Annotated in this window: 20 protein-coding genes; 11 read left to right on the top strand and 9 right to left on the bottom strand. The window is 61.3% G+C overall.

Translation table 11 applies throughout. The features are described 5' to 3' along the window. Nucleotides 1-240: 240 nt before the first annotated feature. On the top strand, nt 241-1,440 hold the full coding sequence (locus tag BM346_RS00960; RefSeq protein ID WP_227662966.1) for an MFS transporter: 1,200 nt from the start codon (nt 241-243) through the stop codon (nt 1,438-1,440). Nucleotides 1,441-1,457: 17 nt separating this feature from the next. On the opposite strand, the gene BM346_RS00965 is transcribed toward BM346_RS00960, so the two are convergent. After that, the gene (locus BM346_RS00965; protein WP_092008449.1) at nt 1,458-2,840 is read right to left on the bottom strand and encodes a ribonuclease J; all 1,383 of its coding nucleotides are present in this window, start codon (nt 2,838-2,840) and stop codon (nt 1,458-1,460) included. Between the two features lie 426 nt (nt 2,841-3,266). Between BM346_RS00965 and BM346_RS00970 the strand changes: the two genes are divergently transcribed. After that, nucleotides 3,267-4,256, top strand: a complete 990-nt coding sequence (locus tag BM346_RS00970; protein ID WP_227662965.1) for a transposase — start codon at nt 3,267-3,269, stop codon at nt 4,254-4,256. 345 nt (nt 4,257-4,601) lie between these two features. Here the strand turns inward: BM346_RS00970 and BM346_RS00975 are convergent, their stop codons facing one another. The 7 genes from BM346_RS00975 to BM346_RS01005 all read right to left on the bottom strand — a co-directional run bounded on the left by BM346_RS00975 (nt 4,602) and on the right by BM346_RS01005 (nt 11,432). Beyond that, nucleotides 4,602-4,865 (bottom strand): Txe/YoeB family addiction module toxin, encoded by a 264-nt coding sequence (locus BM346_RS00975; RefSeq protein WP_068440496.1) that lies wholly within the window; start codon nt 4,863-4,865, stop codon nt 4,602-4,604. Then, nucleotides 4,862-5,104 carry a type II toxin-antitoxin system Phd/YefM family antitoxin gene (locus tag BM346_RS00980; RefSeq protein WP_092008450.1) on the bottom strand — a complete coding sequence of 81 codons (243 nt, stop codon included), beginning with the start codon at nt 5,102-5,104 and terminating at the stop codon, nt 4,862-4,864. Before BM346_RS00980 ends, BM346_RS00975 begins: the two co-directional genes overlap by 4 nt. Nucleotides 5,105-5,478: 374 nt before the next feature. Next, on the bottom strand, nt 5,479-6,171 hold the full coding sequence (locus BM346_RS00985; protein WP_092008451.1) for a TSCPD domain-containing protein: 693 nt from the start codon (nt 6,169-6,171) through the stop codon (nt 5,479-5,481). Nucleotides 6,172-6,198: 27 nt separating this feature from the next. Further along, the gene (locus BM346_RS00990) at nt 6,199-8,337 is read right to left on the bottom strand and encodes an adenosylcobalamin-dependent ribonucleoside-diphosphate reductase (protein WP_092013153.1); all 2,139 of its coding nucleotides are present in this window, start codon (nt 8,335-8,337) and stop codon (nt 6,199-6,201) included. 352 nt (nt 8,338-8,689) lie between these two features. Then, nucleotides 8,690-9,484 (bottom strand): ABC transporter ATP-binding protein, encoded by a 795-nt coding sequence (locus BM346_RS00995; RefSeq protein ID WP_092008452.1) that lies wholly within the window; start codon nt 9,482-9,484, stop codon nt 8,690-8,692. 11 nt (nt 9,485-9,495) lie between these two features. Then, on the bottom strand, nt 9,496-10,398 hold the full coding sequence (locus BM346_RS01000) for an ABC transporter permease (RefSeq protein WP_092008453.1): 903 nt from the start codon (nt 10,396-10,398) through the stop codon (nt 9,496-9,498). 59 nt (nt 10,399-10,457) lie between these two features. After that, the gene (locus BM346_RS01005; RefSeq protein ID WP_092008454.1) at nt 10,458-11,432 is read right to left on the bottom strand and encodes an ABC transporter substrate-binding protein; all 975 of its coding nucleotides are present in this window, start codon (nt 11,430-11,432) and stop codon (nt 10,458-10,460) included. Between the two features lie 310 nt (nt 11,433-11,742). Here BM346_RS01005 and BM346_RS01010 point away from each other — a divergent pair, with 310 nt between their 5' ends. From BM346_RS01010 to queF, 7 genes are all read left to right on the top strand, one after another. Then, complete coding sequence (locus BM346_RS01010; RefSeq protein WP_092008455.1) at nt 11,743-13,410, top strand: AMP-binding protein; 1,668 nt, start codon at nt 11,743-11,745, stop codon at nt 13,408-13,410. Nucleotides 13,411-13,509: 99 nt separating this feature from the next. Then, on the top strand, nt 13,510-14,010 hold the full coding sequence (locus BM346_RS01015) for a thioesterase domain-containing protein (RefSeq protein ID WP_092008456.1): 501 nt from the start codon (nt 13,510-13,512) through the stop codon (nt 14,008-14,010). Nucleotides 14,011-14,147: 137 nt separating this feature from the next. Next, nucleotides 14,148-14,429: a PilZ domain-containing protein gene (locus BM346_RS01020; RefSeq protein WP_092008457.1), complete on the top strand. Its 282-nt coding sequence runs from the start codon at nt 14,148-14,150 to the stop codon at nt 14,427-14,429. A 209-nt stretch (nt 14,430-14,638) separates the two neighbouring features. Then, the gene (locus BM346_RS01025; RefSeq protein ID WP_092013156.1) at nt 14,639-15,946 is read left to right on the top strand and encodes an HD-GYP domain-containing protein; all 1,308 of its coding nucleotides are present in this window, start codon (nt 14,639-14,641) and stop codon (nt 15,944-15,946) included. Between the two features lie 129 nt (nt 15,947-16,075). Beyond that, nucleotides 16,076-17,050 carry an ABC transporter ATP-binding protein gene (locus BM346_RS01030; RefSeq protein ID WP_092008458.1) on the top strand — a complete coding sequence of 325 codons (975 nt, stop codon included), beginning with the start codon at nt 16,076-16,078 and terminating at the stop codon, nt 17,048-17,050. Beyond that, nucleotides 17,047-17,820: an ABC transporter permease gene (locus tag BM346_RS01035; protein WP_092008459.1), complete on the top strand. Its 774-nt coding sequence runs from the start codon at nt 17,047-17,049 to the stop codon at nt 17,818-17,820. The genes BM346_RS01030 and BM346_RS01035 overlap by 4 nt, the downstream gene beginning before the upstream one ends. Nucleotides 17,821-17,829: 9 nt before the next feature. Continuing rightward, nucleotides 17,830-18,648 carry an NADPH-dependent 7-cyano-7-deazaguanine reductase QueF gene (gene queF, locus BM346_RS01040; RefSeq protein WP_092008460.1) on the top strand — a complete coding sequence of 273 codons (819 nt, stop codon included), beginning with the start codon at nt 17,830-17,832 and terminating at the stop codon, nt 18,646-18,648. A 33-nt stretch (nt 18,649-18,681) separates the two neighbouring features. Here queF and BM346_RS01045 read toward each other — a convergent pair whose 3' ends face one another. Next, complete coding sequence (locus BM346_RS01045; protein WP_092008461.1) at nt 18,682-20,112, bottom strand: adenylate/guanylate cyclase domain-containing protein; 1,431 nt, start codon at nt 20,110-20,112, stop codon at nt 18,682-18,684. A gap of 200 nt (nt 20,113-20,312) precedes the next feature. Between BM346_RS01045 and BM346_RS01050 the strand changes: the two genes are divergently transcribed. Both BM346_RS01050 and flgB read left to right on the top strand, forming a co-directional pair. Continuing rightward, nucleotides 20,313-20,867, top strand: a complete 555-nt coding sequence (locus BM346_RS01050; RefSeq protein ID WP_092008462.1) for a nitroreductase family protein — start codon at nt 20,313-20,315, stop codon at nt 20,865-20,867. A 225-nt stretch (nt 20,868-21,092) separates the two neighbouring features. Next, nucleotides 21,093-21,491 carry a flagellar basal body rod protein FlgB gene (flgB, locus tag BM346_RS01055; RefSeq protein WP_092008463.1) on the top strand — a complete coding sequence of 133 codons (399 nt, stop codon included), beginning with the start codon at nt 21,093-21,095 and terminating at the stop codon, nt 21,489-21,491. Nucleotides 21,492-21,516 lie beyond the last annotated feature (25 nt).

Raw genomic sequence — 21,516 nt, forward strand, 5'->3', positions numbered from 1 at the left:
CGACCACGAGCGGACTGATTCCCAACTGATCGACTGAAAGTCTTGGTAGTGCCTGTTCCTGCTTGGTTCCTGCCTGACTGACCGGGCGGCCCGCCGGTTTGGCGGGCCGCCAGTGTCATAAATGACAGGTGCAGTACGGAAGGTCGCTTTGCCCGCCCCGCTGACCGCGGGTTACCATGATCGTTCTTTCACCCTTCTTCACTGCCAGACAGAGCCTTGAACCCGGACAATCCCGCCCCCGTGCAGACCATTGACCCCGCCGAGGCCCGCAGAAACTTCTTTATCATCTGCATGGCCCTGACCTTCTGCTTCGTCGTTTACTCCATGTTGATTGTTGCCGTGCCGGTCTACGGCCTGCGCCTGGGTGCCTCGCCTTTGGTGCTCGGTGCGGTGCTCAGTACCCAGTACCTGTTGCCATTGCTGTTTGCCATCCCCCTGGGTCAGGTAGTTACCCGGTATGGGGGGCGCAGCACCCTGGTGGCCGGGGCCATGATCATGGTGGCCGGTCTCCTGGCCATGCACTTCTGGTATGGCTACCCGGGGCTGATTCTGGGACAGCTACTGGTGGGGCTGGCGCACCTGCAGATGGTACTGGCGGCCCAGACGCTGATCTCCAATCTTGGCACCGGGCCGCGGCTGGAACAGTATTTTGGCTGGTACGCCACCTGGCTGTCCGGGGGCCAGGTGGTGGGGCCGCTGTTGGCGGGCCTGTTGCTGCCTGAGGATCAGGGCGTCGGCCAGGTGTTCCTGGTGATGGCCTTGTTTGCCCTTCTCGGCGGTACTGCCGGCCTGTGGCTCACCGGACAGGCCCGGGAGCGACTGGCGGTGGCGCGACGGCAGACCGGCTTCCGTGCGCAGTGGGCCCTGATGCGGACCAGCAGTGGCGTACAACTGTCGGTATTGGTGACCGTGGTGGGGATGTTCGCCCTGGGGGTGTATGGCAGCTACCTGCCGGTCTATCTGGAGAGCCTCGCCATGAGCCCTGCGGTGATCGGCGTGCTGGTCAGCCTGCGCGCTGCTGTGGCAATGGTAATCCGGCCCTTCATGGCCCGCCTGATCGCCCTCGCCGGCGGCCGTGGGCCAGCGGTACTGCTGGCCTTCGGCACCCTGGCCCTGGGCATCACCTTTCTGGGTGTATCGGCGCACCTGGTGCTGATCTCCCTGCTGGCGGTTCTGGTGGGCCTGGGCTCGGGCCTCACCCAGCCCCTGTCGATGGTTATCCTGGCTGAGGCGGTGGACCGGGAGCAGCGCTCCGGTGCTCTGGGTATGCGGCTGATGGCCAACCGGGCCATTCACTTCCTGGCGCCCCTGCTGTTTGGGGCCTTGCTGTCGGTCGGTGGCTTCGGGCTGGCCTTCGGGATGTCCGGTCTGCTTATTGCGCTGGCGCTGGTGATAACGCGGCGGTTGTTCCGGGCGGTGGCCGGTCAGGGCGTGGTCTGAACCTGGGGGAAGGGAATTCAGTCAACCCGCACCAGCTCCCCCTTCTCCCAGCCCAGTCGCCCGGTGGCCACCACTTGCCGGCGCATACCGGGCACCGGGCGGACCATGAACAGGTCGCCATTGCGACCAAGCAGGGCCTTGGGTACGCCACACTCCCGCGCCAGGCCAGCGTGGGCCTGCATGTGCTCGGCCTCACCATGCACCGGAATGGCCACGTCGGGCTGTACCCACTGGTACATTGCACGCAGTTCGTCCTGGGCCGGGTGGCCGGAGGCATGGATGGGCAGATCGGCATCTTCGGCGGTGATGACTTCCACGCCCTGTTCCCGGAGGCTGGCAATCAGCGCTTCGATGGCGTCCTCATTGCCGGGGATGGCGCGGGCGCTGAAGATCACCCGGTCCCCCGGCTCCAGCTCGATGTCGGGGTGCGTGCCCGCGGCCATGCGGCGCAGGGCGGTGCGGGGTTCGCCCTGGCTGCCGGTAGCGACGGCAAGCACTTCCGCTCGCGGAAGGTAGCCCAGGTGGGCAGGGGGGATGAGGTGGTCATCCGCATTCCATACGCCGGCTGCCTTGGCGGCACCGCTCATGTTGATCAGGGAACGCCCCAGCAGGCCCATGTAGCGGCCGGTGGCCCGGGCGACATTGGCCAGGGTGTGCAGCCGGGCAATGTTGCTGCCAAAACAGGCGACAATGACCCGCCCCGGTGCGCCGTCAACGGCGACCAGCAAGCCTTTTTCCAGGGCTGATTCGGAGATGGAGTGGCCCGGCACGGTAGCGTTGGTGGAATCGCACACCATCGCGGTCACACCTTCTGCTGCCAGCGCCTTGAAGGTGCCTGGGGCATAGCCATGGCCCACCAGGGGTTCTTCGTCCAGCTTCCAGTCGCCGCTGTGGAAGATGCGGCCGGCGGGGGTACGGATCATCAGGGCGTTGGGGTCGGGGATGGAGTGGGTGAGGGCCAGCCACTGTACCTCAAACGGGCCGATGGCCCGGCGCTCATCCACATCCACTACGTGGATCGGCACCCGGTGTAACAGATCGGCCTCCGTCAGCTTGCGTCGCAGGATCTCGGCGGTGAATCGGCTGGTGTAAACCGGACATTGCAGCAGTGGCCACAGGTAGGGCACTGCGCCGATATGGTCCTCGTGGGCATGGGTGATGATCAGCCCGACGAGCTGCTCGCGGCGGTCCGCGATAAAGGTGGGATCGGCCATCTGCACCGGCGGCTCACCGCGCCCGTGCACGGTGCCGTCGGCAATCACCCGGCCAGGGCGGGGGAAAGTAACCCCGCAGTCCACCATCAGCCAGTGGCCATCGTGGCCATAAAGGTTCAGGTTCATGCCGATTTCACCGGTGCCACCAAGGGGCAGGAACCAGAGATCATTGTGATCGGGTGTCATGGAGACCTTGTCGAATTCGGGAATGGGATTGGGCAGCAGTGTAACCCAGAACCCGCGCTGGCTCCCGCCACTGCCATTGAGAGGGGCGCGGCAGCCAGGAGAAAGCCAGTCCGACTATTGACACCAGAATGCCGGTTACTGTATCGGCCCGTTCGTGATCGCCAATGGATTCCTCTCGGTAGCGGCCGAGGGAGAGAATCCGGCAGATAGGCCAGCTCTTATAGCAGGCGATGATTTCGACACACAAATCCCGGATGAGCCAGATTACGGAGTGATCGTCGCCGCTTTTCTTTTTTGGGAGTGCCTGTCCACGTTCCGTGTAAATCCGACGACCGCAATGTCGGTAACCGAACTCGCTCCATATCGCCAGCAGCGATATTTACGGGCGTTGCCTTACCCGTTTTAATAGAGGCGACCACTCACCTCATGAGCAACGGACTTGCCATGCCCCGCCCAAGAGAACAGCAGATATCCCTCTCTGATACGCCTTACTACCACGTCATCTCCCGCTGCGTTCGCCGCACCTTCCTATGCGGCGTGGATCGCCAGACCGGTCAAAGTTACGAGCACCGGCGCCGATGGATAGAGGAGCGCATCCGGTTGTTGTCGTCCATCTTCACCATCGACCTCTGCGCTTACGCCGTGATGTCCAACCATTATCACCTGGTGGTGAAACTCAGCCCGGAGCAGGCAGACGATTGGAGTGATGATGAAGTGCTGTCTCGGTGGACCAGCCTGTTCAAAGGGCCGCCCCTGGTTCAGCGGTGTCAGTCCGGGCAGAAACTGCATGAGGCTGAAGAACAATTCCTCAAGCGGGTTGTCGATGTCTACCGGAAGCGACTGGCCGACCTGAGCTGGTTCATGAAGTGCCTGAACGAGCCGATTGCCAGAGAAGCTAACCGCGAAGATGACTGCACGGGCCATTTCTGGGAATCCCGCTTCAAGTCGCAGGCATTGCTAACCGAACAGGCCTTACTGAGCTGCATGGCCTACGTAGACCTCAACCCGGTCAGGGCAGCTATGGCGGATACGCCGGAGGACTCCGACCACACCAGCATAAAGGAGCGACTGAAACCGCAGTTTGATCTGGCAGAGGCCATCCAGAGCCAGATCGATTCCCACTACCTGCGCCCGTTTCCGGTTTCGCTCAAGCCCCTGCTGAATTTCGAAGGCAGCCACCGAGACGAAATACAACGGGGCATCCTGTTCAGCCTTCAGGACTACCTGGAACTGGTGGACTACACCGGCCGGGTGATTCACCCGTCAAAACGCGGGCATATTTCCGAGACCACACCGCCAATCCTGAACCGCCTGGGCTTCTCACGGGAGGAGTGGCTGCAGGAAGCCTGCGAATTCGAGGCCCGCTACGCCCGAAACCACAGGGCAGAGCAGGGCAGGCGACGACGAGCGGCCTGAATACCACCCCACCTGAGCAAAATCTCCTTACTGGCTAATAGCCAGGGGTCTCGCTTGGCCTGAATTCGGAGAAAACGAGCCGAATTCGACGATATTGGTGAAAAAGTAGCCATTGGCCCTGAGGTTGACCCTGTAGGGTGGCACCTGGAGGCTATAGGGCTACCGTTTCGGGTTTTCTTTTTTTGGGAGTGCCTGTCCACGTTCGTTCGCTGTTTTTTGGGAGTGCCTGTCCACGTTCGTTCGCTTCACGTTCGTTCGCTTATGACATTTAACGCGAAGCTTTGCGGCAATTTTGTAACTGCGTAGCGGTGGAGAAATTGTCCGGCAACAGCGGCTGGTTATACATTATTCGTAGTGGCTCCAGAGCCTGAGAACTTTCACCACTTGCTCGTCCTCGAGCACCTGGTATACCAGACGATGCTGAATATTGATGCGGCGTGAATAGGCCCCCGCAAGATCACCAATGAGCTTCTCAAACGGAGGCGGCTTGCGGTATGGGTCTTCCGCTATCAGCGCCAACAGTTCTTGAGCTTTTGGTTTGAGGCCGCTGGAGGCCAACTTCTTTGCATCTTTCTGGGCTTGCTTGGTGTAAACCAACTTCCATGTCACCAGTCCAGCTCCTCATCGCATTCACCCACCGGGGTATCCATCCCCTCACGAATAGACTCCCGCATACCTGGTACGGAGAGCAGGTAAAGTGTCTCCTGAATTGCCGACCAGTCTTCCTCGGAAACCAGGACCGCTTTGTTCCGCTTACCCATGATGACGATTGGTTGGTGGGACTCGGCGGTCTCGTCAATCAACCGATAAAGGTTGCTGCGCGCCTCAGTTGCTGTGATTCCTGTCATGACGCACCTCTTGCGTGTTCAATCTTCCATCAAGTGTACGCCTATGGACACGTACGTCAAGACGAACGCTTTTGAATAACAGTTGATTCTACGCCAAAAACGGCAATATATCCGGCCATGCTCGCTGCAGGAAATCCCAAGAAAATCAAAATAGATCAATACCCTGCCAGTACACGGTTGCCCAGCACGCTGCATATCAATTCCGACAAAAACGAAAAAGCGTCGGTAGCTTCCAAATATATTGTCAAACCTGGCTGAATATCCGGCGGATCTCCGTAAAAAAGCGTCACACACCCGCTGATCTCCGCCCGGAAAAAAAGGCCCGACAATCACCAATCGCCGGGCCTCCTCATCACTTCAGTGCGGTCACCAACTCAACCACACTTACTATCCCCACAAGACAGGCACGTCGCACACCCATCCATAACAACCACCGCCTTGGTACTACACTTCGGACACAAGGTGGCGTTGGCAGGATAATCCCCAACACTCTCGTCGTTGGAGGGAGTCTTCTGAGCCGTCTCAAACTCAGCCCGCTTCTCAGCCAGGATCCGCTTGGTCACATCACTCAACTCTTCGCTCTCGATGAGACCAATGGCCTTCAGGTGCCGCTCAATCACCGCACCAATCTCAGCCACCAGGGAAGGCATGAACACGCCACCCTTCTTGAAGTAACCACCGTTGGGGTCATACACCGAGCGCAGCTCCTCCACCAGGAAGGTGACGTCGCCCCCCTTGCGGAACACCGCAGAGATAACCCGGGTGAGGGCGATGACCCACTGGAAGTGCTCCATGGACTTGGAGTTGATGAACACCTCGTAGGGCTGCCGGCTTTCGTGGTCGGTGCCTTCGTTGAGCAGGATGTCGTTGATGGTGATGTACATCGCGTGCTCCGCCACCGGCGGCTTGATCTTGTAGGTGGTGCCCAGCAGGAAGTCCGGACGCTCAATGGTCTCGTTCATCTGGATGGGCTTGTTCACCACCGGTTGGTCAGCGGCGGCCTGGGCCTCCGGGTCCGCTTTCTTGACCCGGTAGCCGACGATCTTGTTGGTAATCTTTGCAGTCATGGTCATAAGTTCCTGTCAGTTCCCGGATCAGTATTTGCCGTAGGTGCCTTCTTTAAGGGCGTCGAAGAGGTTGGCGGCGGTGTGAATCTCGCCGTCGTACTCGATCTTCTCGTTGCCCTTGAAGGTGACCTTGCTGCCGTCGTCCAGGGTGAACTCGTACAGAGTGTTTTCAAGGTCCGATTCTTTCACCAGCACGCCCTGGAAGGCTTCCGGGTTGAAGCGGAAGGTGGTGCAGCCCTTCAGGCCCTTCTCGTAGGCGTACATGTAGATGTCCTTGAAGTCCGGGTACGCGAAGTCCTGGGGCACGTTGGCGGTCTTGGAGATGGACGAGTCCACCCACTTCTGGGCCGCCGCCTGGATGTCTACGTGCTGCTTCGGAGACACGTCGTCGGACGTGGTGAAGTAGTCCGGCAGCTTCTTGTCGGCATCCTCCGAGAAGGGCATGGCGCCGGAGTTGATCAGGTGGCGGTAGGCCAGCAGCTCGAAGCTGAACACGTCCACCTTCTCCTTGGTCTTGCGACCCTCCCGGATGATGTTGCGGGAGTAATGGTGGGAGAAGCTCGGCTCGATGCCGTTACTGGCGTTGTTGGCCAGGGACAGGCTGATGGTGCCGGTGGGAGCAATGGAGGTGTGATGGGTGAAACGGCCCCCTTTGTCGGCCAGCTTCTCCACCAGTTCCGGCTCCACGGCGCCGATAAGCTGCATGTAGGCACTGTACCTGGCGTGGAGGACACGGCCCTTGACCTTGTCGCCCAGCTTGTAGCCGTCCGCGGACAGCTGCGGGCACTTGGTCAGCATCTTGGGGGTTACCTCGAACTCCTCATCCATGATCGGGGCCGGGCCTTTCTCTTCCGCCAGGGCCAGGGACTGGCGCCAGCCTTCCACGGCCATCTCACGCACCACCTCTTCGGTGAAGGTTACCGACTCATCGGAGCCGTAGGGCATGCGCAGCATGGCGAGGGTGGAACCCAGGCCGAGGATGCCCATGCCGTGGCGGCGCTTGGTAAGGATCTCGTGGCGCTGCTCGCCCAGGGGCAGGCCGTTGATTTCCACCACGTTGTCCAGCATGCGGGTAAACACCGCCACCACCTTGCGGTACTTCTCGTAGTTGAAGCTGGCCTTGTCGGTGAAGGGGTTCTCCACGAACTTGGTCAGGTTCACCGAGCCCAGCAGGCAGCTGCCGTAGGGGGGCAGGGGCTGCTCGCCGCAGGGGTTGGTGGCGCGGATGTCCTCGCAGAACCAGTTGTTGTTCATCTGGTTCACCTTGTCGATGAGGATGAAGCCCGGTTCCGCGTAGTCGTAGGTGGAGGTCATGATGGTGTCCCAGATGAACTGGGCCTTCAGGGTCCGGTAGATACGGCACGCTACCTTGCCTTCGTCGTTGGTGACATAGCCTTCGGTCTGGGGGAAGTCCCGGTAGACGAACTGGCTCTCGTCGGCCAGGTCCAGGCCCTCGTCATCGGCTTCCTTGCGGGTGACCGGGAACGACAGGTGCCAGTCGTCGCCGTTGCGCACGGCTTCGATGAAGTCTTCGGTGATCAGCAGCGACAGGTTGAACTGGCGAAGGCGGCCGTCTTCACGCTTGGCCTGGATGAACTCGATCACGTCCGGGTGGTGCACGTCGAAGGTGGCCATCTGGGCGCCACGGCGGCCACCGGCGGAGGACACGGTGAAACACATGCGGTCGAAGATGTCCATGAAGGACAGCGGGCCGGAGGTGGTGGCGCCGGCGCCGGCGACATAGGCGCCGCGGGGGCGCAGGGTGGAGAACTCGTAACCGATACCGCAGCCGGCCTTGAGGGTCAGGCCCGCTTCGTGGTTCTTCTCCAGGATGTCGTTCATGGAGTCCTTGATGGTGCCGGACACGGTGCAGTTGATGGTGGAGGTGGCCGGCTTGTGGGCCTCGGCACCGGCATTGGAGGTGATGCGGCCGGCGGGAATGGCGCCGTTCTGGAGGGCCCAGATGAATTCCTTCATGTAGTGGTCGCGCTTGCTCTTGGCTTCCACTTCAGAGAGTGCCTTGGCCACCCGCTTGTAGGTGTCGTCAATGGTGCGGTCTACAGGTTCGCCGGTCTTGGTCTTCAACTGGTACTTGCTGTTCCAGATGTCCAGTGAGGCATCCTGCATGGGGATATCTGTGGTTACTACCTGTAGTTTCGCGCTCATCTCCACCCTCGGTCTGCTTGATTTTTTTGTGGTCGGAACACCGCCGGAGGCGTTGTCCACTGCGAATCCGGCCTGCCTGTCGGGACTGGGCCAAACACTATATCTAGTTGGGATGTGCGGGATTATAGACACTATATAGTGGTCTGTGAAGAAAGCTAAGGCTATAAACAGCAGCGATTTGAAAAAGAAAAAGTATCGAAAAGGGTCTTGAAAATGCCCGAAGCCAGACGGCTCAAGGGGTAGGGCAGAAATGGGTATATCCACTACAGATATTGAAAATGTGAAGCAGGGCACTGCACTGGTCAGGCCCTGCTCAATCTGTCGGATTTCTGAACTTTTGCGGGCGCGGCCGTCAGCCCAGCAGCAGGCTGTCGTCTTCCACTTCCAGGCCGCGCTGCTTCTCGAACAGGTCCAGCAGGTCTTTCACCTCCAGGCCTTCCCGCTCCTGTCCGGCGATATCGAACACCACCTGGCCCTGGTGCAGCATCACCGTGCGGTCGCCCACCTCCAGGGCCTGCTTCATGCTGTGGGTGACCATCAGCGCGGTGAGTTTCTGCTCGGTGATGATCTCCTGGGTCAGCTCCAGCACGAACCTGGCGGTCTTCGGGTCCAGGGCGGCGGTGTGCTCGTCCAGCAGCAGGATGGAGGAGGGCGTCAGGCTGGCCATCAGCAGGCTGACCGCCTGGCGCTGGCCCCCGGAAAGCAGCCCCATCTTGTCGCCGAGGCGGTCCTCCAGGCCCAGGTTGAGCTTGGCCAGGGCCTGGCGGAACCTTTCCCGGTAGTTGCGCTTGACGGCGGTGGTGAGCCCCCGGCGCTGGCCGCGCTTGATGGCCAGGGCCAGGTTCTCCTCGATGGACAGGCCCTCGCAGGTGCCCGCCAGGGGGTCCTGGAATACCCGGGCCACCCGGCGGGAGCGCTTGTGGGTGGGCAACCTGGTAACGTCCTGGCCGTCCACCTCGATGCGGCCGGAATCCACGATCACCTCGCCCGCGAGAGCATTGAGGAAGGTGGACTTGCCGGCACCGTTGCTGCCGATCACGGTGACGAACTCACCCTGGTTCACGGTCAGGCTCATGCCACGGAGGGCCGGGTTCTCCAGGGGGGTACCCTTGCCGAAGGTCAGCTCCAGGTTCTGTGCACTGATCATATCGCTCTCCTTCAGGCCTTTTTGCGGGTCAGACGGGCGCGCACGGTGTTGCGGAAGCCGGGCAGCACGATGGCCAGGGTCACCAGTATCGCGGTGATCAGATTCAGGTCCTGGGCCTTCAGGCCCAGTATGTCGGCGTTCAGGGCGAAGGCGATCGCCAGCCGGTAGACAATGGCGCCCACCACACAGGCAATCAGGGCCCGCAGCACCGTGCTCGGGGTGATCACCGCCTCACCGCCGATAAGGGAGGCAAGACCAATCACAATCACACCCACGCCCATGGTGACGTCGGCCGCCCCCTGGCTCTGGGCGAACAGGGCGCCGGCAAGGCCCACAAGACCGTTGGACAGGGCCACGCCCAGCACGATCATGGCGCCGGTGGCGATGCCCTGGGCCCTGGCCATACGGGCATTGGCGCCGGTGGCCCGCATGGACAGGCCCACTTCGGATTTCATGAAGCGCCACAGCAACACCAGGGCGATAAAGGTCACCAGTATGAACAGCGCCACCGGTACCTGGTGGAACGCCAGACCCAGTTCGTACCAGGGTGTCAGCACCGTTTCCTCACCCAGGAGGGCCAGGTTGGGGCTGCCCATGATGCGCAGGTTCACGGAGTAGAGGGCGATCATGGTGAGGATCGACGCCAGCAGGTTGAGAATGCCCAGCTTGACGTTCAGCAGCGCGGTGACCGCGCCCGCGGCCATGCCGGCCACGATGGCCATGCCAGTGGCCAGCCACGGGTTCCAGCCACCGAGAATCAGTACTGCGGCCACCGCTGCTCCCAGCGGGAAGCTGCCGTCCACGGTCAGGTCCGGGAAGTCCAGCACCCGGAAGGATATGTAGATACCAAAGGCCACCAGGCCATAGATCAGGCCGGTCTCGATGGCCCCGTAAAGGGCAATATTGCTCAGCATGGGGAGGCTTTCATGTGCAGGGATGGAGCGGGCCCGCCGGTGACGGGCCCGCTATTGGCTCAGCGCTTGGACTGGACGACCTTGCTCGCTTCGGAGATCAGCTCATCACTCAGGGTGATGCCCATTTTCTCGGCCGCGGCCGGGTTCACATGAAGCTCCAGGGCCTCCATGCTTTCCACAGGCATATCGGCGGGGCTTGCGCCTTCGAGAATGCGGGCCACCATGGCGCCGGTCTGGCGGCCATGCTGGTAGTAGTCAAAGCCCATGGCCGCCACGGCGCCACGCTCGACGGTGGCGGTATCGGCGGCGAAGACCGGAATGTCGGCCTGCTCACCTACGGAGATGACCGCTTCCACCGCGCTGATCACGGTGTTGTCGGTGGTCAGGTAGATGGCGTCGGCCTTGCCGACGAGGGAACGGGCGGCGCCCAGTACTTCCGAGGTCTTGGTGGCGGCGGCTTTTTCCAGTTTCAGGCCGCGGTCTGCCAGTTCCTGCTCCAGCATCTCCACCAGGGCAACGGCATTGGCTTCGCCGGGGTTATAGACGGTGCCGATACGCTTGGCGTCGGGTACTACCCGCAGCACCATGTCGAGGTGACGGTCCAGGGGCAGCATGTCGGTGACGCCGGTGATGTTGGCGCCGGGGTTGTCGAGGTTTCTGACCAGCTTGGCGCCCACCGGGTCGGTGACGGCGGAGAACACCACGGGGATGTTACGGGCGGCCGCGGCGATGGTCTGGGCGGAGGGGGTGGCGATGCCCACGATGATGTCCGGCTGCTCGCCCACGAACTTGCGGGCAATCTGGGAGGCAATGGCGGAGTTGCCCTGGGCGCTCTCGTGCATCACCCGGAGGTTCTCGCCCTCGACATAACCCTGTTCCGCCAGCTCGTCCCTGATGCCCTGGTAGACGGCGTCCAGTGCCGGATGCTCGACAATCTGGGTGATCGCAACCACCTTGGGATCTTCCGCCTGGGCAATGTTCAGGCCGGTAAGCAGCAGGGCGCCTGCAAGAATGTGCAGAAAGGTCTTGGCCATGAGCCGGTTCTCCAGAAATTGGCGTTGGTGATGGCCCGGTGACGACGGGCCGGCAGAAAAACGGAGGCGGGATTTTATCACAAGGGTTGGCGTCGCGCAGCCAGGACAGGCCCGACCGGCCCACGCGGAGGTCGGCAAACGATCGTTTGAGACCCAATCTGATTTTGTTGACAACAGGCTTTGACGGGAAGGACTATGATGCAATAGTCTTCGGTAATGGCCCTCGTGCCTGAAATTCCAACGATAACAACAACCACGACGTTCCTCCCCCCGGAGAAACCGTCTTAGTCACAGTTCTGTGGGAAGACACATGAGCAAACAAGAAACACTTCCGCTGGATTTGATTTACCACTGGGAAAGCGCCAAGGCCGAGTCCGTATACATGACCCAGCCCGTGGGCGGCGGCAAGACCGTCGACTACACCTGGCGCCGGGCGGTAGGCGAAGCCCGCCGCATGGCCGCCTACCTGAAGTCCCTGGATCTCCCTGAAAACAGTCGTATCGGCATCGTGTCGAAGAACTGTGCCCACTGGATCATGTCCGACTGGGCCATCTGGATGGCCGGTCACATTTCCGTTCCCCTGTATCCGACCCTGAATGCCGACACGGTAAGCTACATCATTGAGCACGCCGAAATACCGGTCATGTTCGTGGGCAAACTGGATGACTGGGACTCCATGAAATCCGGCGTGCCGGAGTCGGTGCGCTGCATCAGCTATCCCCTGAGCCCGCCCACGGATTTCGAGACCTGGGATGACATCGTCGCCAACAATTCTCCCCTTGAGGAGAACGTCAAGAGGGAGGCGGATACCCTGGCGACCATCGTCTACACCTCCGGCAGCACCGGCCGGCCCAAGGGCGTCATGCTGAGCTTTGCCAACCTGGCCTATGCGGCCTCCGGTGCCGCAGACCGGCTGGAAGTCACCAGCGAGGACCGTTACCTGTCCTACCTGCCATTGGCCCACGTGTTCGAGCGTTATGTGGGTGAGCTGGTTTCCATGAACAAGGGCTTCCACCTGTACTTTGCCGAGAGCCTCGAGACCTTCGTGGATGACCTGCAGCGGGCCCGGCCTACCCTGTTCATCGCAGTACCACGGATCTGGACCAAGCTCCAGCACGGCGTTTTCGAGAAAATGCCGAAAAAGAAACTCGACAAGCTGCTCCGGATTCCCCTGGTCAACAGCCTGATCAAGAAGAAGATTCTCACCAAACTCGGCCTGCAGCACGTGCGTTACGCCGGCTCCGGCTCCGCGCCGCTGCCCCACGACATTCTGGAGTGGTACCGCAACCTCGGCCTGGAGCTGCTGGAAGGCTACGGCATGTCCGAGAACATCGCCTATTCCCACACCACCCAGCCGGGCCGTGCCCGCACCGGTTACGTTGGTGAACCGCTGCCGGGAGTGGAGCAGAAGATCGGCGAGAACAGCGAGATCCTGGTGAAGAGCCCCACCACCATGATGGGCTACTACAAGGATCCGGAGAAAACCAGGGAGGCGTTCACCGAGGACGGTTTCCTGCGTACCGGCGACATGGGCGAGATCGATGAACTGGGTCGCCTGAGGATCACCGGCCGGCTGAAGGAGATCTTCAAGACCAGCAAGGGCAAGTATGTGGCGCCCGCGCCCATCGAGAACAAGCTGATGACCAACGACAACATCGAGGCGGTGTGTGTATCCGGTGAAAACCAGGTACAGCCGTACTGCCTGGTGATGCTGTCGGAGGCGGCGCAGGCCAAGCGCGACGATCCGGATTTCCGCAAGGAGCTGGAAAAAGAGTTCGTGGACCTGCTGAAGGACGTTAACCAGACCCTCGATCCCCATGAGCACCTGCGTTTCATGGTGGTGGTCAAGGAACCCTGGACCATCGAGAACAACTTCCTGACGCCCACCATGAAGCTCAAGCGCAACGTGGTGGAGGACGCCTACCGCGACAAGGTGGACGACTGGTACGCCCAGGACAAGACCATCATCTGGGAATAACCCGGGCAAACGGGGGCTGGCGCCGGACGCCAGCCGCTTTTCAGTAAGGCAACCGGAAACCGGCGACTGTGCCGGTTTCCGCGTTTTGGGGACTCCTGAGTGAGCCAACTGAGCGACTTTCAGCAAAGAATCCATGACGTCATTCCGCTGACCCGGGCCATGTCGGCGGAACTGGTGCACTACGACGGCGGGCAGCTGCTGGTGAAGGCGCCCCTCGCGCCCAACAGTAACCATCAGGGCACCGGTTTTGGAGGAGCCATCTATTCCGTTGCGGTGCTGGCGGCCTGGGGCCTGATCGAGTTGGTCGTGGCCGACGCCGGCCTGGAGGGAAACGTGGTCATCCAGAGTGGCGGCATCGACTACGGCCAGCCGGCGGACGACGACTTCTTTGCCCTCTGCCAGCTTCCCGAGGAGCAGGCGAAGGCGAAATTCCTGACCATGCTGCGGCGCCGTGGCCGGGCCCGGCTGGAGCTGGAGTCCGCGGTGTACTGCGGCGAACCACAGCTGGCTCCGGCGCAGCCGGCAGTGGCGACCTTCAAGGGGCGCTTCGTGGTCCGTGTCCAGCCTGATGCCCCCTCCGGGGATGACAGCGGGACCTGACCGACGGGTCTCCCGGGCAACCATTTTTGCCAACCCCTGCTATGCTTACGGCCGGGTTTTCTGGTTACATATCAAGTTCAAGCGGCGCCTGGAAAAGCCGATAACAAGAATCCTGGGGAACGGGTGGCGGTCAGGTTATGAAAAAAACGGAAAGACGCGGTCATATCCGCACGGCACTGAACGCCAGAGTCAGTGTTGAACACGAGACCCTTGGCAAGAGCATTTTTTCCACCCGTGACATCTCGGACGGCGGAATCTTCGTGGTGGTTGAAGACCAGCAGTTCACCCCGGACATGGGTGACCTGGTGACAGTTCAGGTGCAGGGGCTGCCGATTCCCGCTCCGGAACTGAGAATGGTGGTGGTCCGCAAAACCGTGGACGGGTTTGGCCTGCAGTTCGCCGACCACCAGGACGACTGACATTTCATTGATGGTTTTCTCAAATTTCCTGTCCAGTTACTAGACAGGCTGTGATTCGTGTCACAGTATTACCCTATGTAGCAGAACGACAATATACGTAACCGAATGTGGCGGTTCGGTTACCAATATTCTTCCATTTGTAACGGAATCCTGACACGGAGGTGGCGACAATGGATGTTGTCAAGTCTCGACCAATCCAGAGGTGGAAAGTGGGTGTTTCCCAGAAGAAGGTATCCGTCCAGGACCTTGAAGTGGGTATGTTCGTGGCCGATCTCGACCGGCCCTGGCACCTCACGCCGTTTCCCATTCAGGGCTTTTATATCCGCTCCCAGGAAGAAATCCGGGCGCTGGTTTCCCATTGCCGCTGGGTCATGGTGGATGTGGCCGAGGCGCGTGACGAGCTGGAATACAGCGAGGCCGGGGCGCCCAGTTTCGCCAGACGCGCCAGCCGAAAGGTCCGCGATAGCGAGATCGTCAAGCTCGCACCCGTCCAGATCAGAAACCCGGTGGATCACCAGACCACCCGCTCCCTGAAAAAAGAACTGAAGGCCTGCCGCAATCTTATTGATTCCGCCGCCGCCGCCATCGAGGACGTTGCCTCCGCCCTGCGTACCGAGTCGCTGCCTGACCTGCGACCCATTACCCGCGTGGCCCGGACCATGACCGCCAGTGTCATGCGCAATCCCGACGCGTTGTTGTGGCTGACACGGGTGCGTGAGCACGATGATCATACCTATCGCCATTCCATGAGATCCGCAGTCTGGGCACTGGTGTTCGGCCGCCACCTGGGGCTGGACGAGTCTCTGCTTACCAATCTGGCCACAGGTTGCCTGCTGGCGCACATTGGCAAAGCCGAGCTGCCCACCGAACTTCTGTTCAACGAACAGCAGCTGGATGCCGAGCAGTTCCGGGAGTTCCGCACCTACGTGGAGCGGGGTGCCCGCCGTCTGGAAGAAGCAGGCATGCCCCGTGCCGTGGTTGCCGTGGTTCGTGGCCATCGCGAGCGTCATAACGGATCCGGCTTCCCGGCGGGCGTTCGCGGTGACCGGATTCCGTTGCTGGCCAAGCTGGCGGGACTGGTGGATTTCTACGAGTCGCTGATCGCGCCACGGCAGGGTTATGAGCCCCTGTCCCCGGCCCAGGCGGTCAGCCAGTTGTTCGAGCTGCGCAACGTGGAATTCCAGGAGGATCTGGTTGAGAAATTCATCCAGGCGATCGGCATCTATCCCATCGGTACACTGGTGCAGCTGACCAACGGCCAGCGGGGTATTGTCGTGTCCCATTCGCCAAAGAGGCGGCTGATGCCGCGGGTCATGGTGATGACGGACACCGCCCAGCAGCCCCTGCGTTCCGCGAAAATGATCAACCTGGCGGCCATCAATGAAGGGCGCAAAGTGGAGGACTCCCTGCGGGTGGAGGGCTGTCTTCCCAATGGCACCGAAGGGCTGGACCCGAAACGGTACGATGTCACCGGGGCCGAAACCCGCTGGAACCTGCGCCGCCTGGTCGGTGCCTGATCACCTGCCTCCGGGGCAAGTCTCCCGGTCGCAACCCCCCGCAGTCGGGTGCCTTGCCCTTGAATTTTATTCCTGTTGGCTCAAGATATAGCGCTTTCGCGACACACCACTCTCTGTCCGGACTTCGCTATGACAACCTTACCGAGCCAGTCTTCCCCGCCCGCCTGGGCCCTTGAAATCGAAAATCTCAGGAAGAGTTACGGCAGCGGTTTCGAAGCCCTCAAAGGCATTGATCTGAAGGTCCGGGAGGGGGATTTCTTCGCCCTGCTGGGTCCCAACGGCGCTGGCAAGTCCACCATCCTGGGAATCGTCTGCTCCCTGGTGAACAAGTCGTCCGGCAAGGTCCGGGTTTTCGGCCATGATATCGACACCGACCTGGCCGCTGCCAAGCTCAACCTGGGCGTGGTGCCCCAGGAATTCAACTTCAACCAGTTCGAGAAGGTGTTCGACATCGTCACCACCCAGGCCGGCTATTACGGCATTCCGCTGTCCAAGGCCCGGGAGTCCGCCGAACATTACCTGAAGAAGCTGGGGCTCTGGGAAAAGAAGGACGACCCGGCGCGCATGCTGTCCGGGGGCATGAAGCGCCGCCTGATGATTGCCCGCGCCCTGGTGCACAACCCCCGGATACTGATCCTCGACGAACCGACCGCCGGCGTCGATATCGAACTGCGCCGCTCCATGTGGACGTTCCTGGAGGAGATGAACCGCAACGGCACCACCATTATCCTCACCACCCACTACCTGGAAGAGGCGGAAGCACTCTGCCGCAACATTGCCATTATCGATCACGGCAGGATCGTGCGGCACACCAGCAAGAAGGAGCTGTTGACCCAGTTGCGGATGGAAACCTTCGTGCTGGATGCGGAGCAGGCCCTGACCGAGGCGCCGGAGCTGGACGGCTTCGTGACCCGCCTGGACGGGGAGGGTGCACTGGAGGTGGAAGTGGAGAAGGGGCAGGGCCTCAACGAGGTGTTCGCCCAACTCGACCGCAAGGACATCCGCGTACTCAGCATGCGTACCAAGGCCAACCGCCTGGAGGAACTCTTCCTGCGAATGGTCGAGGACAACAACAACCGTCGGGACGAGGAGGTGATCCAGTGAGCCCCAGCGCCGTCCTGACCGCCTTTCTGACGATCGTACTTCGCGAGATCCGCCGCTTTACCCGGATCTGGCCCCAGACACTGCTGCCACCGGCGGTTACCATGTGCCTGTATTTCGTGATTTTCGGCAACCTTATCGGATCACGGATTGGTCCCATGGAAGGTTTTGACTATATGTCCTTCATCGTGCCGGGGCTGATTATGATGGCGGTGATCACCAATTCCTATTCCAATGTGGTGTCGTCCTTCTTCAGCATGAAGTTCCAGCGCAGCATCGAGGAGTTGCTGGTGTCGCCGACCCCGAACTGGGCCATTCTGGCGGGATACGTGGCCGGGGGCATGGCTCGCGGCCTGGGGGTGGGGGTGATCGTCACCCTGCTGTCCCTGGCGTTTACCCGGCTGCAGATCCATAACCTGCCGATGATCGTGCTGACAGTGTTCCTCACGTCTGCGCTGTTCTCCCTGGGTGGCTTCATCAACGCCATGCTGGCCACCAAATTCGATGACATCTCCATCGTCCCCACCTTTATACTGACGCCGCTGACCTACCTTGGGGGTGTGTTCTATTCCATCCAGATGCTGCCGGACTTCTGGCGCAGCGTGTCCATGGTGAACCCGATCCTCTACATGGTGAATGCCTTCCGCTACGGCATTCTGGGGGTGTCCGACGTTAACCCCTATGTGGCGCTGGGTATGATCCTGGTGTTTATTACCGTACTCGCCGTCGTTTCGCTGCGCATGCTGCAGCGGGGCAAGGGCATCCGCAGCTGAGAATGACCTATGGCCCTTGATAACGCCCCCCTTGGCAAGAGCAGTGACTATCCGGAGCGTTACGCGCCGGAGCTGCTGTTTCCGGTACCGCGAGATGACAACCGCCGTCGCATAGCGCTGGATGATGGGCGCTGGCCCTGGTTCGGCGAGGATCTCTGGCAGGCGTGGGAACTGTCATGGCTGCGGCCTTCCGGGGTACCCGAGGTTGCCTGGGGCACGTTCCGGTTGCCGGCCGCTTCCCCCAGCCTGATCGAATCGAAATCCCTCAAGCTGTACCTGAACTCCCTGAACCAGGAGGTGTATAGCTCCCATGGGCAGGTCCGCGAGACCATTGAACGGGACCTGGCCAGCGCCTGTGGCGCCGCCGCCTCGGTAATGCTTTACAGCGTGGATCGGGGCATGACCGCCGCCGGGCGGCCGGAGGGGGCCATCCTGATTGATGACGAGCCCGTGGACGGGGTGATCTACGAGTACTGCCCCGAGGTGCTCGTCGCCGGTGGCGAAAAGGTGTCGGAAAGCCTCTGTTCACACCTGCTGAAGAGTAACTGCCCGGTTACCGGGCAGCCGGACTGGGGCAGCCTGCTGATTGAATACACCGGCCCGGCCATGGACCGCGCGGCCCTGCTGAAGTACGTGGTGGGTTTCCGCCAGAAGCAGGATTTCCATGAGCATTGCGTGGAGACGGTATTCACCGACCTGATGCGGGCCTGCCAGCCGGAGCAGCTCACCGTAAGCGCCCGCTATACCCGGCGGGGCGGGCTCGATATCAATCCCTGGCGCAGCACCAGCCCCGGCGAGGCGCCTCTGGTACGGCTGGTGCGGCAATAGGGCCAGTGTTCCGTCCGGGACCCGGATGGGATATTACCGGTCTGATTCCTCTTCCCGCAGTCGGTCGGCGGCCTCTTCCAAAGCTTCCAGAATCGCATTGCGGTCCCGTTCGCAGATCTTGCCGGAGTCGAGATACATGGCGAAACCGGCGTGTTCGTGTTCCACGAAGCTGCGGTTGGGGCCCAGGTCACGGCGAAAGTCGATGACCTCGTAGATGGCCACCGGGCGGCCAAACCCCTTTACGGTGATTTCGCCCTTGTCCCGGCACATGATCCGCTCCTTGATCAGGGAGAAGGTTTCGTAGGACACCAGGATCTGCCCGGGCTCGGCGAGTTGCTCCAGGCGACTGGCCAGGTTCACTTCCTTGCCGATGATGGTGTAGTCCATGCGGTTTTCGGCACCGAAGTTGCCAACGGTGACGAAGCCGGAGCTGATACCCATGCGGATCTCCAGGGGAGTGCGGATACCCTGGCTGCGCCAGCGCTGACGCATGATCTTCATATGATTGCGCATGTCGATGGCCATGGACACGCAGGCCTGGGCATCCTCTTTCTGGCCCCGGGAGGAGGGATCGCCGAAGAAGATCATGATGGAATCGCCGACGAACTTGTCGATGGTGCCGCCGTATCGCAGTGCCACCTCGGACATCTCGTTGAAGTAGTTGTTGAGCAGTTCGGTCAGACCCTCCGGCTCCATTTCCTCGGACAGATCGGTAAAACCCTTGATGTCGGAAAAGAACACGCTGAGTTTCTTGCGGCGGGTCTCCAGGCGCACATCCCGCTCACCGGTAAAGATGGACTGCCAGACCTGGGGTGAGAGGTACTTGGAGAGCTTATCCGACAGGGCGATGGACTGCTCCCGCTGCTTCTGGATCTGGCCCTTGGCGGCCAGCAGGCTGCGGGCCTGGATATGGGTGTAGTAGGCCGTGACGCAGATGTAGATACCGGTGCCCAGCAGAGACACCACGCTGGTGAGCACCGGGGTGGTGAAATCGTCGGTGACGCCCATGAGTCCCACCACCAGTCCGGCAACGGCACTGAGCAGCAGGGTGCCATAGAACCAGAGATAGATACCACCGACGATCAGGCAGCTGAACATCAGCATCAGGGTCATGGCCAGGGCGGGTACCGGGGTCAGCCCGGTCAGACCGATGACGGCACCGCCGATAATGCACTCGCCCAGCAGCAGGTACTGGTGAATCCGAGGCTGCCTGTACAGGTCGATACGGCGGCTGATGAGCGTCATGGCGTGGGGCCAGACCAGCCCCGCGGCCAGCAACCAGAGCATGTTCTGGTGGAATATGCCGTCCACGACCCCCGCGACGATGATGGCGCAGAAGGCGGCGGACCCCAGCACCCGGCCATTGAAGTCCGGAAGCGGAGGTATGGCCTTCGGGGCATCGTCGAGGGCGCTGCCGGAGCGTGGCTCCTGACTGCTGTCCGTGGCGTTCATATAGCCTGGCATGGTCCATCCGTGTTGAAAGCGGGTAAAATACTGGGTAGAGCTGCGGTGCGGATCCTGTTCAGGCGGTGCTTGTGTTCCTTTGCTGCGACGGTTAGGGTCCGGCGACAGCGCACTGCAATTTAGATGAGATTATCAGCAATGGGCCCATCCGACAACGCGGCGGAGGCCCCTGTGACCGAGCCGGGAGATGTCGTTCAACCATGGATACCGTTACCGAGGCAATCCTCAACCGCAGCTCCGAGCCCCGACTGAAGGCGCCGGCGCCTTCGGGCTCCGCCCTGGAACTGGCCCTGGCCTGCGCCGCCCGTGCCCCGGACCATGCCCTGCTGCGTCCATGGCGCTACCTGGTGGTGGAAGGGGAGGGCCTTGAGGAACTGGGTCGGCTGTTCGAGTCCAGTGCCCCGGAGGACGCTACCGATGCGGCCCGTGAGAAACTCCGGCGCATGCCGTTGCGGGCGCCGATGATTATCGCCGCCATTGCCTCTCCGGTACCCCATCCCAAGGTGCCGGCCCTCGAGCAGTGCTACTCCACCGCAGCGGGGGCCGCCTACCTGGTGCTGGCCCTGCAGGCTGAGGGTTATGGCGCCATGTGGCGCACCGGGTCCGTGGCGGAAAGCCCGGTGGTGGCCAGGGGCCTGGGCCTGGCGGAGCACGAGACCATTGTCGGCTTCATTTATACCGGAACCGTGGCTGACGACAAGCCCGCCGTGCCCCGGCCAGGTGTCTCGGAATTTTCCTCCCGCTGGCCGGCATAGCGCAGACCTGTTGCCCGCTTTGCCGGTGGTGGGGAAGCGGGTTGCCGCTCTGCTCATCCAGCCCCTGCCTCAGCCCCTCCCGGACTTGTCCTTGTTTTTGTAACCCTCCGATATTAAACATAATATTGATTTTCCTGTAAGCCTGGCACTGTGCTTGCTTTGATCTCTGCAAACGATCCCTGACCGGCAAATGCATGGCGGGGAGATGCAGTTACTGGAGGCACAATGGCAATCACCTTCGACAAAGCCCTGGGCATACATGAAACGGCGCTTCTGGCCCGCAGTCAGCGCGCGGAAGTGCTGGCGAACAACCTGGCGAACGCGGACACCCCTGGCTACAAGGCCCGGGACGTGGACTTCCAGGCCATGCTGAACGAAGCCTCACGGGCGTCGGAAAGCCCCTCGATGGAACGTACCCATCCGGGCCATATGGACGTGAGCGGTGCGGCCACGGGCCGGGAGCTGCTGTACCGGGTACCGCATCAGCCCTCCATCGACGGCAATACCGTTGAGGCCCAGCAGGAGCAGAGCCGCTACATGCGCAATGCCATGGACTTCCAGGCCAGCTTCCAGTTTCTGAACAGCAAGTTTTCGGGCCTGACCAAGGCCCTCAAGGGCGAATAGGCCGGCCACCGGGATTAGAGGAGAG

The organism is Marinobacter daqiaonensis, from assembly GCF_900115285.1.
GTDB lineage: Bacteria > Pseudomonadota > Gammaproteobacteria > Pseudomonadales > Oleiphilaceae > Marinobacter > Marinobacter daqiaonensis.